Here is a 14,811-nt window from a genome sequence, read left to right as displayed (position 1 = left end):
ATCATGTCTAAAATCAACCCCGCCCCCTTGCTCCTCCTGACAGGGAAAGGCACTGTGCCCCCATGAGCAAAACCCTCCTCTCCCTAGGTCACGGATACTCCGCCCAGGCACTGGCAAAGCGTTTGCTGCCCCAGGGTTGGACCATCCTTGGCACCTACCGCGACCCGGATCAGGCTGACAAGCTGCGCGCCCAAGGGGTCACGCCTCTGCATTGGCCGATCAATTTTGACGATGCGCTGCAAAACGTCACCCATGTTCTCAGCTCGATCCGTCCGGATGATGACGGCGATCCCGTGCTGCAGATTGGCCGATATGCGCTTCAGGCAGCCTCGCAACGGCTGGAATGGGTTGGCTACCTCTCCACCACAGGGGTTTACGGCGATATGGACGGCGGCTGGGTGGACGAAGAGACCCCGCTTGATCCCGGCGGCATCCGCGGCCAGATGCGTGTGAAAGCAGAGGCTGAATGGTCCTCTGTGCCGGATCTGCCGCTGCATATTTTCCGCCTCGCAGGCATCTACGGCCCCGGCCGCGGCCCGTTTGCAAAACTCCGCCGCGGCACCGCGCGCCGGATCATCAAGAAAAATCAGGTGTTTTCCCGCGCCCATGTAGACGACATCGCACGGGTTCTTGAGGCGTCAATGCTGGCCCCAAATCCCGGGCGCATCTACAACGTCTGTGACGACACCCCCGCCCCGCCACAGGATATTCTCGCCTACGCCGCCGAATTGCTTGGAATGGATCCGCCTCCGGAAATCCCGTTTGAAGAAGCGGATATGAGCCCGATGGCGCGCAGTTTTTATTCAGACAGCAAACGCGTGCGCAACACCCGCATCAAAGAAGAACTCGGCGTTGCGTTGAAATACCCCAACTACCGGGATGCGCTCAAAGCCATGCTGGAAGAAGAGCAACGCTAACACGCGCGCCAAAGCGACATACTCAGAGCGCCGCCCGGCTCGTTTGCCGGCCCCGGCGCTCAAACGTCTTCTCATTCGGCAAATATCCTGGGGTGGCCACCGCTTGCGGTGGCAGGGGCAGCGCCCCTATCCGCGTTCAGGAAGTAATTCAGGCCCGTTTGCTGCCCAGCGACGCCACACCCAGCACATCCAGCACTTTGGCCTCAATGTGCTCCGCATTCATCGCAGCGATGTCATACATCGTCTTTGGGCTCGCCTGATCGATGAAAATATCCGGCAGCACCATAGAGCGGTATTTCAGCCCCTCATCAAAGACGCCTTCCTCGGCCAAAAGCTGCGCCACATGGCTGCCAAAGCCGCCCACTGCGCCCTCTTCGATGGTGATCAACGCTTCATGATTGGCTGCCAGCTCCAGGATCAGCGCCTTATCAAGCGGCTTGGCAAACCGTGCATCCGCGATGGTTGGCGTGATGCCCTTGGCCGAAAGTGCCTCGGCGGCTTTCTTGGCCTCTTCCAGGCGCGTGCCAAAGCACAGAAGCGCCACCCGGCTACCCTCCTGCACCATCCGGCCCTTGCCGATCTCAAGAATCTCGCCGCGCTCCGGCACATCCACGCCCACGCCTTCACCGCGCGGATAACGGAAGGCAATCGGCCCCTCGTCATGCGCCGCAGCCGTGGCCACCATATGTTTCAGCTCCGCCTCATCCGCCGCAGCCATCACCACCATGCCCGGCAGGTTTGCCATAAAGGCCACGTCAAAGCTGCCCGCATGTGTCGCCCCATCGGCGCCCACAAGCCCGGCACGGTCAATCGCAAAACGCACCGGAAGGCGCTGAATCGCCACATCATGTACAACCTGATCATAGCCACGCTGCAAGAAAGTCGAATACATCGCACAGAACGGTTTCATCCCGCCCGCCGCCAGAGCCGCGGAAAAAGTCACCCCGTGCTGCTCGGCAATCGCCACATCAAAACAGCGGCTGGGATAGCGCTCGGCAAAAAGGTTCAGCCCGGTGCCATCCGGCATCGCGGCGGTCACCGCACAAATCCGGCTGTCCTCTGCGGCCTCCTGCACCAGCGCTTCGCCAAAGACAGAGGTATAGCTCGGCGCATTGGACGGCGCTTTGAACTGTTTGCCGGTCACCACGTCAAATTTCGCCGTGGCATGGCCTTTGTCGCGCGCGGCCTCCGCCGGGGCATAGCCTTTGCCCTTCTTGGTGATCACATGCAGCATCACCGGCCCGGTCGCCCGTTGGCGCAAGGTCCGCAGAAGCGGCAACAGCTGGCCCATGTCGTGGCCATCAATCGGCCCCACATAGCTAAAGCCGAGCTGTTCAAACAACGTACCGCCCACAGCCATGCCCTTCAGCATATCCTTAGCGCGTTTCGCCCCTTCGCGGAACGGCTCTGGCAACAGGCTCACAGCGCCTTTGGCGGCGGATTTGAATTCCTGAAACGGCTCTCCCGCATAGAGGCGTGAAAGATATTCGCTCATCGCCCCCACAGGCGGCGCAATCGACATGTCATTGTCGTTCAGCACCACAAACATCCGCTTGCCCAGATGACCTGCGTTGTTCATCGCCTCATAAGCCATGCCCGCCGTGATCGAGCCATCGCCGATCACCGCAATCGCATCGCCCAGCCCGCCGTCACATTGCCCGCCAAGATCGCGCGCCGTGGCAAAGCCGAGCGCCGCAGAAATCGATGTAGAGGAATGCGCCGCACCAAAGGGGTCATAGACACTTTCGCTGCGCTTGGTGAAACCCGACAGGCCGTCCTGCTGGCGCAGGGTGCGAATGCGGTCCCGCCGCCCGGTCAGGATCTTATGCGGATAGCACTGGTGGCCCACGTCCCAGATGATCTTGTCACGTGGTGTCTCAAACACCGAATGCAGCGCAACAGTCAGCTCCACAACACCAAGACCCGCACCAAGGTGCCCGCCGGTCTCACTGACCGCAGAGATGGTCTCCGCGCGCAGCTCATGGGCCAGCGCCGTCAACTCGCTGTCAGAAAACCGTTTCAGGTCTTCCGGATGGGTGACCTGATCCAGGAGTGGCGTCTGTGGTCTGGCTGACATGGGGCGTCCTCCGCTTAGCTGTCCCGCGAGATAACGAAGCGCGCCGCCTCCCGCAAGGCATCAGCATCCTTACCATAGGAGGAAAGCGCGTCACAGGCATCTGCCACAAGGTCGCGGGCACGCGCTTTGGCGCCTTCCAGACCCAAAAGCGAGACAAAGGTCGCCTTGCCAGCATCCGCATCTTTGCCAACCGCCTTGCCAACTTTGGCCGCGTCGCCTTCCACATCCAGAATGTCATCGGCAATCTGGAACGCCAGCCCAAGGTCGTTGGCATAGCGCATCAGCGGCGTAGTCTCCGCCTGCGCCATCACCGCGCCTGCGGTGGCGGACCAGGCAATCAACGCACCGGTCTTACCGGCCTGCAATCGGGTGATCTCTTCAAGCGTCAAAGGCGCAGGTGCCGTTTCAGCCGCAATATCAAGCGCCTGCCCCAAAACCATCCCCTGCGCGCCTGCCGCTCGGGCCAGCGTCACAGTCAACTCTGCGCGCACCACCGCCTCCGGGTGGCATTCCTGCCGGCTCACACATTCAAACCCGAGCGTCTGCAGCGCGTCTCCCGCCAGAACAGCGGTACACTCATCCCATTTCACATGGGTGGTGGGCAGCCCCCGGCGCATGTCGTCATCGTCCATGCAGGGCAGATCATCATGCACAAGCGAATAGGCATGGATCGCCTCAATCGCCGTGGCAGGCCAGATCGCGTGCTCGGCAGCCACACCATGCAGGCGCGCGCTTTCCAGCACCAGAAACGCCCGCAGCCGCTTTCCGCCCGCGCTGGCATAGCGCATGGCCTCCACCACCGGCAAATCGCCCAAAGGCGCCATCACATGCTGCAAATGGGCCTCAACCTGCTGGGCGGCCTCTTTCAATCTGGTCTCAAACATGATCCGGCGAGTCCTTTATCAAAGGCGCAGCGGCCTCACATCCCCTCAACCGGGGTCAAACCGGCCGGATTTCCGTTGCCATCCAAGGTGATCGCCGCCACCTTTTCCTCAGCCTCTTTGAGCTTGGCCTCACAACGCGCCTTCAACGCCGCGCCACGCTCATAAAGGGCAATGGATTTCTCCAACTCCACGTCGCCGCGTTCCAGCTGGCCCACAACCTGCTCCAGCTCCCGCATGGCCGCTTCAAAGCTCATCTCTTCCACAGGCGTGTCACTCATCCGGCTCTCTCCATCAAAACGCTGACATGTGCGGCCACCGAGGCCGCAAGCGCGTTCAGATCATATCCCCCTTCCAAAGTCGAGACCACCCGACCTTCGGCATGTTGATCCGCCACATCACAGAGCCGCTCTGTCAACCAGGCAAAGTCGTCTTCCCGCCAATTAAGCTGCGCCAAAGGATCGTCCGCATGGGCGTCAAAGCCTGCCGAAATGATCACCAGCTCGGGCTCAAACCGCGCCAGCGCGGGAAACACCTCCGCTTCGTAGGTGGCACGCATCAGCCGTCCGTCGCTGTGTGGCGGCAACGGCAGGTTCATCACATTGTTATGACCGCCGGTCTCTTCCGGCATACCTGTGCCGGGCCAAAGCGGGTTCTGATGACTGCCAACAAACAGGCTGCGGCTCTCATTCCACAACAGATCCTGCGTGCCATTGCCGTGGTGAACGTCAAAATCCACCACCGCCACACGGCTTAACCCATGGCGCTCCAGCGCATGTTTCGCCGCGATGGCCGCATTGCCAAACAGGCAAAACCCCATGGGTGTGGATGTCTCGGCATGATGCCCCGGAGGACGACAGGCCACAAAAGCATTGCCCACTTCTCTCGCAAGCACCGCATCCACCGCAGCAATACAGCCGCCAACCGCATGACGCGCCGCTGCCAGCGACCCCGGCGACATATGCGTATCAGCGTCCAACGCCACAGTACCGTTTGCTGGGGCAGCCGCCGCAATGGCATCAAGATGTGTTTGGGGATGGCACAGCAGAATATCATCATCGCTGCAGGCAGGCGCGTCCCGACGATCCAGCGCCGCAAAACTCGGCCCCTTCAGCGCCGCCATGATGTGCTCAATCCGCGCCACCTGTTCCGGATGCCCGCTTGGCGTCACATGCCCCAATGAACTCTCGTGACCAAAAAGCGCTGTTGTCATCACTGCCCCCTTCCTCTTGCTCTAAATATCCCCGCCGGAGGCCTAAAATCTTATGCTCAAACGCTTCAATCTGGCGCCAGCATATAGCCCGCACCGCGCACCGTCTGCAGATAGCGAGGCTGCTTTGGATCTTCTTCAATCTTGCGCCGCAACCGGGTGATCTGCACATCCACCGCCCGCTCCTGCGCCTGACCTTTGTCGCGGCCAAGCTCTTCTACCAATGTGCTCCGGCTGATCGGCTCGCCCGGCGTTTTGGAGAAAATGCGCATCAATTGGCTTTCGGTGGCTGTCAGGCGCACGGGCTCCTCGCCCTGCCACATCTCCCCGCGATCAATGTCATAGCGGATGTCGCCCAGATGCAGCACCTTGGGCACCGTCGCCGCTTCATCGACCTCCGGCATGCGCCGCAAAATCGCGTTGATGCGCAGCAACAGCTCTTTGGGTTCAAACGGCTTGGCCAGATAATCATCCGCCCCTGCTTCCAGACCGGCGATCCGGTCTTCTGTCTCACCCTTCGCGGTCAACAGCAACACAGGGGTTTCGGAGTCCTCGCGGATGCTACGCGTCAAGCTCACGCCATCTTCGCCCGGCATCATCACATCCAGCACAAGCAGATCAAAATCCAGCCCCGACAAAATGCGGCGCGCGTGATCTGCGTCCCGCGCGGCGGTCACCAGAAATCCGTGCCGCATCAAAAATTTACGCAGCAAGGTGCGGATGCGTTCATCGTCATCCACAATCAGCAAATGCGGGGCAATGTCATTCATGCTCTGGTTTCCTCATCGGCCCAATTATTGACCAGTTTCCCGCAACGACAAATACTGCCGACGCAGCTCGCCGTCCATCATCGACTCAAGCACACGGCGGAACCCCGCGACTGCCTCCGGGCCGGCATCGCGAAACGCGCTGCGCATCCGGGTGCGCTGGGAGTCCGACAGACGGTTTTCCAAGGCTACACCAGCCTCGGTTAAATAGAGGTTGCGCTCACGCCGGTCGGAGGTACCCACCCGGCTCTCCACCAGCCCATCCTCGATCAGGGTGCGCAACACACGGTTGAGGGACTGCTTGGTCACTCCCAGCATCGCCAGCAGGTTGGTCACCGTGGTGCCCGGCGCGCGGTTGATGAAATGGATCGCCCGATGATGCGCCCGCCCGTAGGCCATGCTCTCCAGAATACGGTCCGGATCCGCGGTAAAACCTCGATAGGCGAAATACATCGCCTCAATGCCCTGACGCAGCTGCTCGTCGGTGAGATAGAGCAAGCTTTCGCTGCGTATGCCCTCGCCCATGATACCTCCTGAGATCACAATTGACCGCTTTGACCGTCACAATACGTCAGCTTTGTTGACACTCCAAGTCCTAACTGATAGCGAATCGCAGGATTTGCGCAACATTATGACCGGATCGGCCATTTACGACGCAACAAATGAAAACTGAGATGAGCTCTGAAAGGCGAAAGGAACGACCATGGCGGGTGCATATGACGATCGTGACGGCGTCATCTGGATGGATGGCGAATTTGTGGACTGGCGCGAGGCCAAGGTCCACGTCCTGAGCCACGCGCTGCATTACGCCAGCTCCGTGTTTGAGGGCGAGCGCGCCTACAACGGCAAAATCTTCAAAAGCCGCGAGCACAACGAACGCCTGTTCAAAAGCGCTGAGGCGCTGGACATGCCGATGCCACTCTCCCTTGAGGAGCTGGAAGCGGCCAAGCAGGAAACCCTGAGGAAGTCCGGCCTGCAAGACGCCTATGTGCGCGTGGTTGTGTGGCGCGGCTCCGGTGACGACATGGGTGTCGCCTCAGCGGCCAACCCGGTGCGCGTGGCCATCGCGGTTTGGCCCTGGGGCGCTTACTACGGCGACGCCAAGATGCAGGGCGCCAAGCTCGACATCGCAGAGTGGAAACGCCCCAGCCCGGAAACCATTCCGGTGCACGCCAAGGCCGCAGGTCTCTATATGATCTGCACCATCTCCAAGCACAAAGCCGAAGCCAAAGGCTGCTCTGACGCGCTCTTCATGGATTACCGCGGCTATGTGGCGGAGGCGACCGGCGCAAACATCTTCTTTGTGAAAGACGGCGAAGTGCACACACCGACGCCTGATTGCTTCCTCAACGGCATCACCCGTCAGACCGTGATCGGCATGCTGAAAGACAAAGGCATCAACGTGATCGAGCGCCACATCATGCCCGAAGAGCTGGCCGACTTTGAGCAGTGCTGGCTAACCGGCACCGCCGCCGAAGTGACCCCGGTGGGCCAGATTGGCGACTACACCTTTGAGGTTGGCGACATCACCCGCGACATCGCGGAATCCTACGAAAAGCTTGTTCGCTCCTAAGGCGACACAATCTGCGAAATGATCAGGGGCCTGCGGGCCTCTGATTTGTTTTGGGCCTCTGCCTTGCCATCCCAGAGCCTCCGGTCCAGTGTTGCCGCACCTTACGTCAGCGTCGGACATCCCCATGAACCCTCTCAAAGGCATCGCCCTGAAAATCTGCGCCATCGCGCTGTTTTCCGTCATGGCCGCGCTGATCAAAGCCACCGCCTCTGATGTCCCCGCTGGCCAAGCGGTGTTTTTCCGCTCCTTCTTTGCCCTCTTCGTGATTTTTGGCTGGCTGATCTACCGGGGAGAGATGCCACAGGGCCTGCGTGTCAAAAACGGCATGGGGCATGTCTGGCGCGGGGTGATCGGCACCACCTCCATGGGGATGAACTTCGCCGCCCTTGGCCTTTTGCCGCTGCCCGAAGTCACCGCCATCGGCTTTGCCGCCCCGCTGCTCACAGTGATTTTTGCCGCCATGTTCCTGGGCGAAGAGGTACGCGCTTTCCGACTGTCCGCGGTCGGTCTGGGCCTTGTGGGGGTGACCATCGTTCTCTGGCCCCGCATCACCATCTTTGACGAAAGTCAGGCAGCCACGCTGGCCACGTTGGGGGTCATGCTGGTGCTCGGCTCTGCCGCCTTCCGCGCGCTTGCCCAGATCCACATCCGCAAACTTGTGCAGACCGACCAGACCTCGGCGATTGTGTTTTACTTCTCGCTCACGGCGACCTGCCTGTCCCTGCTCACGGTGCCCTTTGGTTGGGTGATCCCCACATGGGAGCAGGCCATCATGCTCACAATCGCGGGCCTCATCGGCGGGTTTGCACAAATCCTGCTCACCTCCTGCTACCGCTTTGCCCCCGCCTCCGTGGTGGCCCCGTTTGACTATGTTGCCATGCTGTTTGCCCTGCTCATCGGCTACGTCTGGTTCGCCGAAGTGCCCACACCGCAGATGCTGATTGGCGCGGCTGTGGTGATCCTTGCCGGCTTCCTGATCATCTGGCGGGAACGCCAGCTTGGCCTCAAGCGCGGCAAAGCACGCCCCGGCATCACACCGCAGGGATAACCAAGCCTATCGACAAAACTGCCTTGGTAAGTTCCACGTCCAGTGGATAACCCCGCGAACGCCGGCGCGCTCTCAGCTCCAGCTGTCTGGCAGAACGATGCCCAGCTCACTCGCCAAAACCGCTGCATAACGGCGCATATTGGCGACACGCTCTTTTGCGATGGCTTTGCCTGCCTGGGTTAACATGTCTTCCGGCAAACGGAACAGCTTCACCGGCCAATGATCCAGCGCAAAGGCGCCATCATCCAAGTCCCGCGATGTGGCAAACGGATCCTGAGGATCATAAAGCGGCGTGCCCAAAGCCCCGCTCACCGCAAAAGTGCGGGCAATCCCGATCATGCCCAGCGCATCCAGCCTGTCCGCATCCCGCAATATCCGTGCCTCTTTGGATTTGGGTGCAAGTCCGGCTGAAAAGCTATGTGCCGCAATCGCATGCTGCGTGGCGGCAACTTGATGATTGTCAAACCCCAGTTCGCGCAGAACCGGCGCGGCCGCAGCAGCTGCCAAAGTGCTGGCCTTGGAGCGGTTCGGGGCGTTTTTGGGCAGGTTCACCAGATCATGCAGATAGGCCGCACCCAGAAGGATTTTCAGATCCACTTCGCCTTCGGAACGGGCCAGCCGTTGCGCATTGGACCAGACACGATCCAGATGCGCCAGATCATGGCCGCTGTCCTGTGCCATGCGCTCTGCGGCGACGTCTCGCAGCGCCGTTCTCAGCTCCTGCAATTCCGTCCCGTCCAGCATCAGCCAATCTTACCCTGATTTTCTCCGACCTGACCGCGATGCAGCAGCAGGTGATCCAGAATCACACAGGCCATCATCGCCTCGCCCACCGGCACCGCGCGGATGCCCACACAAGGATCGTGCCGCCCTTTGGTGATCACTTCGGTGGGGCTGCCATCTTTGCGGATCGACTTGCGCGGGGTGAGGATAGAGCTTGTCGGCTTCACCGCAAAACGCACCACAACGTCCTGACCCGTGGAAATGCCACCCAGAATGCCGCCCGCATGGTTGGAGGAGAACACCGGCTGGCCGTCATTGCCCATGAAAATCTCATCCGCATTTTCCGAGCCTTTCAGCCCGGCGGCGGCCATACCTTCACCGATCTCCACACCTTTGACGGCGTTGATCGACATCATCGCTGCGGCCAGATCTGTGTCGAGCTTGCTGTAAATCGGCGCACCGATCCCGGCAGGCACATTACGCGCCACCACCTCAATCACGCCGCCGACACTGTCGTGCTCCTTGCGCAGCGCCTGCAGGTAGTCTTCCCACTCCTGCGCCACATCGGCTGACTGCGGAATCCAGAAATCATTGCGGTCAATCGCATCCCACTGGAAATTCTCGCGGTCGATCTCAAGCGCGCCCATCTTGGTCATGTAGCCCTTGATCTCAAGATCGGGGGCCAGCGCCTTGATCGCTTCACGCGCGATGCCGCCCGCGGCCACACGCGCCGCCGTTTCGCGCGCAGAGCTGCGACCGCCACCGCGGTAGTCGCGATTGCCGTATTTCAGATGATAGGTGATGTCGGCGTGGCCCGGGCGAAACGTCTGGCTGATCTCGCCATAATCGCGGCTGCGCTGATCGGTGTTTTCGATCATCAACTGGATCGAGGTGCCTGTGGTCTTGCCCTCAAACACGCCCGACAAGATTTTCACCGCATCCGGCTCATTGCGCTGGGTGGTGTTCTTGTTCTGGCCCGGGCGGCGCTTGTCCAGCCAATGCTGCAGCATCGCCTCATCCACAGGCACACCGGGAGGGCAGCCATCCACGGTCGCGCCCAGCGCAGGCCCATGGCTCTCACCCCAGGTGGTGACGCGGAAAAGGTGTCCAAAGCTATTCATCGACATGCGCAGGCTCCTGTTTGTGGCACCTTTAAACAGAATGCGCGCTATGGGGAAGGAGACTCTCGCAACCCTATCCTAAAGAAAACACTGCACCTCGATCTGATACCCGTTCGGATCGGTGCAGAAAAAGCTGTAGATGCCAAAGCGCGCCATCTCTTCCGGTGCGCCCCGCAGGGCGACTTTGGCCGCTTTTAGGGTGGTATAGGCTCTATCCACGGCGGTGCGATCCTCCACCACAAGTGTGATCATGCTGCCTTCGGGCTGCACCACCCGATCCCCAAAAGCCTCGCACACACCAATGCGCGCACCGGGCGCTTTCTCAAATATCATCGCGCTGCCCGCATCATGTGCAACCGGCAGCCCCAGCGTGTCGCGATAGAAGGTCACACAGGGCGCAAGCGCCTCGGTATAAACCCAGGTGATCTGATACTGCACACCCTTCATTTCAGCCGCCCCACAATCCGCCCGATAAAGATCGCCACAAACATCGTGCCCACAATCGCCTGCAATCCGGTCAACACCCGCGGCAGGCTCGCCGCCGGGGTCATCTCGCCATAGCCCACCGTTGTCATGGTGATCATCGAGAAATAGACAAACGGCGCGCGCTCGTCCCCAACATCCCCCGGCAAGTTGAAAGACCCGGGATGCACCGCCTCGATCCGCCAGTAAATCACGCCCCACAGCATCGCCATCAACAGATAGCCAAACACCCCGCTGGACAGCCGCTCATATTCGGAATGCACCGGCCCAATCAGCTGCCAGAAACTGGTGAGCATCGACCCAAACAGCAAAATCCCTGCCAGAATGGCCAGGCTGCCGTCCACTCTGACACCGGCAAATTCGTTTAGCACGATCAGCGCGATCCAGATCAGCACTGGCACGCCGATGACAAAGCGCAGAACCGTGTTGCGCCCGGTGGCCCCAACAACGCCCAGAAACAACAGGCTCAGCCCCCAAAGCCCCGCGGTATCCGCCCAATGCACGCGGTCTTCAAACCCGTCCAGAAGGATCAGCGCCACCAGCAACGCCAGCAGGATCGACCATCGATGGGTCTGAATAAAGCCAGTCGGGGCCGGAATATCCGTCGTTTCACTCACCTGTCTGCCCTCAAATTCACGCCCCAAATGTCGGCGTTTCCTCACCCTAGTCGCAACGTCCCGCGCAAGAAAAGCCGCTTGGCAAGCGCCGCCGCGAGGCCCGTGCTGCCAAGCTCGTTGCAACCCTACGCCTCAATCCTCTGCCAACTGTCTGGTTGCGACACAACCTCTGATGGGGTTACATCGAAAAAACCTACACACAATACAATAAGTTGAGACCGGCTGGATGGACTTTCGCGCAATAGGCATGGGGCTGCTGTTTGCCCTGATCTGGTCCTCAGCCTTCACCTCCGCCCGCATTATTGTGGCTGACGCCCCGCCGCTTGCGATTTCGTCTCTGCGGTTTGCACTGGCGGGCACAATCGGCGTGCTGATCGCCCGCGCGCTGGGGCAAAGCTGGAAGCTTACCCCCTCTCAATGGCGCGCAACCCTGATCTTTGGCCTCTGCCAGAACGCGCTGTATCTGGGTCTGAATTTTACCGCCATGACCACGGTCGAAGCCTCGCTGGCCTCCATCATCGCCTCCACCATGCCGCTCATCGTGGCGCTTCTGGGCTGGTCGGTGCTGGGCGAGCGCCTGACACCTGTTGCTGCCATCGGGTTGATCGTCGGCTTTGGCGGCGTGATCCTGATCATGGCGGGCCGCCTGCAACAGGGTGTGGATCTCTTTGGCGTGCTGCTCTGTGTCATCGCCGCGCTGGCCCTCGCAGTGGCCACGCTCACCGTGCGCAATGCCTCCGGTGGTGGCAATGTCCTGATGATCGTTGGCCTGCAGATGTTTGTCGGCTCCATAACGCTGTTTTTTGCATCGCTGATATTTGAAACCTGGGCGTTCAACTGGAACCCTGCGATGATCACCGCTTTTGCCTACACCGTGCTCGTCCCCGGCCTGCTCGCCACCTGGATCTGGTTTGCGCTGGTGGGCCGCATCGGCGCCGTCAAAGCCTCTACCTTTCATTTTCTAAACCCGTTTTTCGGTGTCGCCATCGCCGCCTTTGTGCTGGGTGAGCGGCTCCAGATGACCGACATCATCGGCGTGATCGTCATTTGCGCAGGCATCCTCGCGGTGCAACTCTCCAAACAGACGAAACAAATTCACACGACCACGTGATCACCTGTCAGACGGGTTTCACATGACAGAACAGCGCCGCCTTGGCAAAAGGTGGCCATGGAATTTGTCTTTGCATATGCCGCAGGGCTGCTGACCCTGATCAACCCCTGTGTGGTGCCCGTGTTGCCGATTGTTCTGGCCACCGCCCTTCAGGCCTCCAAACATGGCCCTGCCGCGCTCGCCCTTGGGATGAGCATCAGCTTCGTGGTGCTGGGCATGCTCGTGACCACCTTTGGCTATGCCATCGGTCTGACACCGGAAACCCTGTCTCAGGCCGGTGCGGTTCTGATGATCGTCTTCGGGGCCATCCTGCTGGTTCCGCGCTTCTCCATGGCGTTTTCCACCGCCACCGCCGGTGTTGCCGCCAAGGCAGACAGCGGCATGGACGCGGTGGACAATTCCACCCTGCGCGGCCAGTTCCTTGGTGGCCTGCTCTTGGGGGCGGTCTGGTCCCCCTGCATTGGCCCAACACTGGGCGGCGCCATTTCTCTGGCGAGCCAAGGGGAAAACCTCGGCTTTGCCGCGCTGATCATGGTCGCTTTTGCCGCCGGTGTCTCCACGCTGATCTTGGGCCTTGGCTACGGCGCGCGCTCCACCATCGGCCGCCATCAGGCCACCATGCGCGCCATCGCCGCAAAATCCCGCCCCATCATGGGCGCCATCTTCCTTGCCACCGGCCTCGCGCTCTTCTTCAGCCTGCATCACGTGATCGAAGGCTGGCTGCTCAGCATCATGCCGGCATGGCTCATCGACTTGTCTGTATCCGTTTAATCAAAGGAGTTTTCCATGCACCGCCGCACATTCCTGACCGCCGCAGCCGCGTCGCTTCTGGCGCCTTTTGCCAGCCGCGCCGCCACCGACTACACCCCCGGCCTCGTGAAGCAGCACCTCGCCAAGGGAGACATCGTCTTCCTTGATTTCTCCGCGACCTGGTGCGCCACCTGCGCCACGCAAGAGCGCGTGGTAAACGAACTGATCGACGAAAACCCGGCCTATGGCGAGACCATCACCTTCATCAAGGTCGACTGGGACACCTACCGCAAGGCGGAGCTGACCAAGAGCCTCAAGATCCCGCGCCGCTCTACATTGGTGGTGCTGAAAGGTGATCAAGAGCTTGGTCGCATCGTTGCAGGCACCTCCAAATCCCAGATCAAAGGCCTGCTGGACACCGCCCTCAGCGCCGCAAACGCCTGATCTCGCAAACGCCACGCCAGCCTCGGTTATCATGACGCTGGCGTGATCCCCCTTTTCATCACCTCCATATCTCCCATATTCCAAGGGAGAAAAGAGACACGCCGCTGCAAAGTCGCAGCGCGGGAAGGAGAGGCCAATGACCACCTACAGACGTGATATGGATGCCATTGCAGCCCTGAATGACGAACAATTCTGGGTCACACAGGAAAACGGGACAGAGCGCCCGGGCTCCGGCAAGCTTTTGTATAATAAAGAACCCGGCCTCTATGTGGATGTTGTCTCTGGCGAGCCGCTCTTTGTCAGCTCTGACAAATATGAAAGCGGCTGCGGCTGGCCCAGCTTCACCAAACCGGTGGAAGCGGCCTTTGTCACCGAACATCATGATAGCACCCACGGCATGATCCGCACCGAAGTGCGCTCCAAGCACGGCGACAGCCATCTGGGCCATGTGTTCCCTGACGGTCCCCGCGACCGCGGCGGGCTGCGCTACTGCATCAACTCCGCCTCTTTGCGTTTCGTGCATCGCGACGATATGGAGGCAGAGGGCTATGGCGCCTATCTCGACCAAGTAAAGGAGATCGACCAATGAGCGAACGCGCAGTACTGGCAGGCGGCTGCTTCTGGGGCATGGAAGACCTGATCCGGAAGATGGATGGGGTTCTGGCAACCCGCGTAGGCTACACCGGCGGCGATGTCCCCAATGCGACTTACAAAAATCACGGCACCCATGCCGAGGCCATCGAAATCACCTTTGATCCGGCAAAGACCTCTTTCCGCAAACTGCTGGAGTTCTTCTTCCAGATCCATGACCCGACCACGGTGAACCGTCAGGGCAACGACATCGGCACCTCCTACCGCTCCGCCATCTTCTATGTGGATGAGGCGCAGAAAGAGATGGCGATTGACACCATCAAGGACGTCGAAGCCTCCGGTCTCTGGCCCGGCAAAGTCGTCACCGAAGTCACAGCCGTCAGCGACTTCTGGGAAGCCGAAGAGTATCATCAGGACTATCTGGAGAAAAACAAAGGCGGCTACACCTGCCACTTCGCCCGCCCCGACTGGGTCCTGCCCAAACGCGCAGGGTAAAGT

Annotated in this window: 18 protein-coding genes; 8 read left to right on the top strand and 10 right to left on the bottom strand. The window is 60.4% G+C overall.

All coding sequences use genetic code 11. The features are described from left to right. The first annotated feature begins 62 nt into the window (after positions 1 to 62). On the top strand, positions 63 to 917 hold the full coding sequence (locus tag J7400_RS02150) for an SDR family oxidoreductase (RefSeq protein WP_209058488.1): 855 nt from the start codon (positions 63 to 65) through the stop codon (positions 915 to 917). 148 nt (positions 918 to 1,065) lie between these two features. On the opposite strand, the gene dxs is transcribed toward J7400_RS02150, so the two are convergent. The 6 genes from dxs to J7400_RS02120 form a co-directional block, all read right to left on the bottom strand. After that, on the bottom strand, positions 1,066 to 2,994 hold the full coding sequence (dxs, locus tag J7400_RS02145) for a 1-deoxy-D-xylulose-5-phosphate synthase (RefSeq protein WP_209058486.1): 1,929 nt from the start codon (positions 2,992 to 2,994) through the stop codon (positions 1,066 to 1,068). Between the two features lie 14 nt (positions 2,995 to 3,008). Then, positions 3,009 to 3,878 (bottom strand): farnesyl diphosphate synthase, encoded by an 870-nt coding sequence (locus tag J7400_RS02140; RefSeq protein WP_209058484.1) that lies wholly within the window; start codon positions 3,876 to 3,878, stop codon positions 3,009 to 3,011. A 35-nt stretch (positions 3,879 to 3,913) separates the two neighbouring features. Then, positions 3,914 to 4,156: an exodeoxyribonuclease VII small subunit gene (locus J7400_RS02135; protein WP_168590799.1), complete on the bottom strand. Its 243-nt coding sequence runs from the start codon at positions 4,154 to 4,156 to the stop codon at positions 3,914 to 3,916. Continuing rightward, entirely contained in the window at positions 4,153 to 5,088 is a 936-nt protein-coding gene (locus J7400_RS02130) for a histone deacetylase family protein (protein WP_209058477.1), read from the bottom strand. Before J7400_RS02130 ends, J7400_RS02135 begins: the two co-directional genes overlap by 4 nt. 65 nt (positions 5,089 to 5,153) lie before the next feature. Beyond that, positions 5,154 to 5,855 (bottom strand): response regulator, encoded by a 702-nt coding sequence (locus J7400_RS02125; protein ID WP_209058473.1) that lies wholly within the window; start codon positions 5,853 to 5,855, stop codon positions 5,154 to 5,156. A 24-nt stretch (positions 5,856 to 5,879) separates the two neighbouring features. Continuing rightward, positions 5,880 to 6,377 carry a MarR family transcriptional regulator gene (locus J7400_RS02120; RefSeq protein WP_209058472.1) on the bottom strand — a complete coding sequence of 166 codons (498 nt, stop codon included), beginning with the start codon at positions 6,375 to 6,377 and terminating at the stop codon, positions 5,880 to 5,882. A 178-nt stretch (positions 6,378 to 6,555) separates the two neighbouring features. On the opposite strand from J7400_RS02120, the gene J7400_RS02115 reads away from it, so the two are divergent. Both J7400_RS02115 and J7400_RS02110 read left to right on the top strand, forming a co-directional pair. After that, positions 6,556 to 7,425, top strand: coding sequence for a branched-chain amino acid aminotransferase (locus J7400_RS02115; RefSeq protein ID WP_209058468.1), 870 nt, complete (start codon positions 6,556 to 6,558; stop codon positions 7,423 to 7,425). Between the two features lie 124 nt (positions 7,426 to 7,549). Further along, positions 7,550 to 8,473: a DMT family transporter gene (locus tag J7400_RS02110; protein ID WP_209058466.1), complete on the top strand. Its 924-nt coding sequence runs from the start codon at positions 7,550 to 7,552 to the stop codon at positions 8,471 to 8,473. A gap of 72 nt (positions 8,474 to 8,545) precedes the next feature. Here J7400_RS02110 and J7400_RS02105 read toward each other — a convergent pair whose 3' ends face one another. The 4 genes from J7400_RS02105 to J7400_RS21385 form a co-directional block, all read right to left on the bottom strand. Next, complete coding sequence (locus tag J7400_RS02105; protein WP_209058464.1) at positions 8,546 to 9,217, bottom strand: HD domain-containing protein; 672 nt, start codon at positions 9,215 to 9,217, stop codon at positions 8,546 to 8,548. Further along, complete coding sequence (aroC, locus tag J7400_RS02100; RefSeq protein WP_209058462.1) at positions 9,217 to 10,323, bottom strand: chorismate synthase; 1,107 nt, start codon at positions 10,321 to 10,323, stop codon at positions 9,217 to 9,219. Before aroC ends, J7400_RS02105 begins: the two co-directional genes overlap by 1 nt. A gap of 72 nt (positions 10,324 to 10,395) precedes the next feature. Then, positions 10,396 to 10,764, bottom strand: a complete 369-nt coding sequence (locus J7400_RS02095) for a VOC family protein (protein ID WP_209058460.1) — start codon at positions 10,762 to 10,764, stop codon at positions 10,396 to 10,398. Next, positions 10,761 to 11,417 carry a potassium channel family protein gene (locus J7400_RS21385; RefSeq protein ID WP_209058458.1) on the bottom strand — a complete coding sequence of 219 codons (657 nt, stop codon included), beginning with the start codon at positions 11,415 to 11,417 and terminating at the stop codon, positions 10,761 to 10,763. Before J7400_RS21385 ends, J7400_RS02095 begins: the two co-directional genes overlap by 4 nt. A gap of 226 nt (positions 11,418 to 11,643) precedes the next feature. Between J7400_RS21385 and J7400_RS02085 the strand changes: the two genes are divergently transcribed. From J7400_RS02085 to msrA, 5 genes are all read left to right on the top strand, one after another. Beyond that, positions 11,644 to 12,528, top strand: a complete 885-nt coding sequence (locus J7400_RS02085; RefSeq protein ID WP_209058456.1) for a DMT family transporter — start codon at positions 11,644 to 11,646, stop codon at positions 12,526 to 12,528. 57 nt (positions 12,529 to 12,585) lie between these two features. Further along, positions 12,586 to 13,299 carry a cytochrome c biogenesis CcdA family protein gene (locus J7400_RS02080; RefSeq protein WP_209058454.1) on the top strand — a complete coding sequence of 238 codons (714 nt, stop codon included), beginning with the start codon at positions 12,586 to 12,588 and terminating at the stop codon, positions 13,297 to 13,299. 15 nt (positions 13,300 to 13,314) lie between these two features. Next, on the top strand, positions 13,315 to 13,722 hold the full coding sequence (locus J7400_RS02075) for a thioredoxin family protein (protein ID WP_209058452.1): 408 nt from the start codon (positions 13,315 to 13,317) through the stop codon (positions 13,720 to 13,722). Positions 13,723 to 13,858: 136 nt separating this feature from the next. After that, positions 13,859 to 14,311: a peptide-methionine (R)-S-oxide reductase MsrB gene (msrB, locus tag J7400_RS02070; RefSeq protein WP_209058451.1), complete on the top strand. Its 453-nt coding sequence runs from the start codon at positions 13,859 to 13,861 to the stop codon at positions 14,309 to 14,311. After that, positions 14,308 to 14,808, top strand: coding sequence for a peptide-methionine (S)-S-oxide reductase MsrA (gene msrA / locus J7400_RS02065; protein ID WP_209058450.1), 501 nt, complete (start codon positions 14,308 to 14,310; stop codon positions 14,806 to 14,808). The genes msrB and msrA overlap by 4 nt, the downstream gene beginning before the upstream one ends. Positions 14,809 to 14,811 lie beyond the last annotated feature (3 nt).

This window comes from Shimia sp. R9_2, from assembly GCF_017743735.1.
Lineage (GTDB): Bacteria > Pseudomonadota > Alphaproteobacteria > Rhodobacterales > Rhodobacteraceae > Shimia.
The sequence above is the reverse complement of the archived record's forward strand: the minus strand, read 5'-3'. Positions and strand labels throughout refer to the sequence as shown.

What these genes read in the sequence shown, in the direction of transcription:
- J7400_RS02115 (WP_209058468.1), top strand. Translation starts at nt 6,556, where the DNA reads ATGGCGGGTGCATATGACGATCGTGACGGCGTCATCTGGATGGATGGC.
- J7400_RS02120 (WP_209058472.1), bottom strand. Translation starts at nt 6,377, where the DNA reads ATGGGCGAGGGCATACGCAGCGAAAGCTTGCTCTATCTCACCGACGAG.
- J7400_RS02105 (WP_209058464.1), bottom strand. Translation starts at nt 9,217, where the DNA reads ATGCTGGACGGGACGGAATTGCAGGAGCTGAGAACGGCGCTGCGAGAC.
- msrA (WP_209058450.1), top strand. Translation starts at nt 14,308, where the DNA reads ATGAGCGAACGCGCAGTACTGGCAGGCGGCTGCTTCTGGGGCATGGAA.
- J7400_RS02095 (WP_209058460.1), bottom strand. Translation starts at nt 10,764, where the DNA reads ATGAAGGGTGTGCAGTATCAGATCACCTGGGTTTATACCGAGGCGCTT.
- msrB (WP_209058451.1), top strand. Translation starts at nt 13,859, where the DNA reads ATGACCACCTACAGACGTGATATGGATGCCATTGCAGCCCTGAATGAC.
- J7400_RS02125 (WP_209058473.1), bottom strand. Translation starts at nt 5,855, where the DNA reads ATGAATGACATTGCCCCGCATTTGCTGATTGTGGATGACGATGAACGC.
- J7400_RS02075 (WP_209058452.1), top strand. Translation starts at nt 13,315, where the DNA reads ATGCACCGCCGCACATTCCTGACCGCCGCAGCCGCGTCGCTTCTGGCG.
- J7400_RS02150 (WP_209058488.1), top strand. Translation starts at nt 63, where the DNA reads ATGAGCAAAACCCTCCTCTCCCTAGGTCACGGATACTCCGCCCAGGCA.
- J7400_RS02080 (WP_209058454.1), top strand. Translation starts at nt 12,586, where the DNA reads ATGGAATTTGTCTTTGCATATGCCGCAGGGCTGCTGACCCTGATCAAC.
- aroC (WP_209058462.1), bottom strand. Translation starts at nt 10,323, where the DNA reads ATGTCGATGAATAGCTTTGGACACCTTTTCCGCGTCACCACCTGGGGT.
- J7400_RS02135 (WP_168590799.1), bottom strand. Translation starts at nt 4,156, where the DNA reads ATGAGTGACACGCCTGTGGAAGAGATGAGCTTTGAAGCGGCCATGCGG.
- J7400_RS02085 (WP_209058456.1), top strand. Translation starts at nt 11,644, where the DNA reads ATGGACTTTCGCGCAATAGGCATGGGGCTGCTGTTTGCCCTGATCTGG.
- J7400_RS02110 (WP_209058466.1), top strand. Translation starts at nt 7,550, where the DNA reads ATGAACCCTCTCAAAGGCATCGCCCTGAAAATCTGCGCCATCGCGCTG.
- dxs (WP_209058486.1), bottom strand. Translation starts at nt 2,994, where the DNA reads ATGTCAGCCAGACCACAGACGCCACTCCTGGATCAGGTCACCCATCCG.
- J7400_RS02130 (WP_209058477.1), bottom strand. Translation starts at nt 5,088, where the DNA reads ATGACAACAGCGCTTTTTGGTCACGAGAGTTCATTGGGGCATGTGACG.
- J7400_RS02140 (WP_209058484.1), bottom strand. Translation starts at nt 3,878, where the DNA reads ATGTTTGAGACCAGATTGAAAGAGGCCGCCCAGCAGGTTGAGGCCCAT.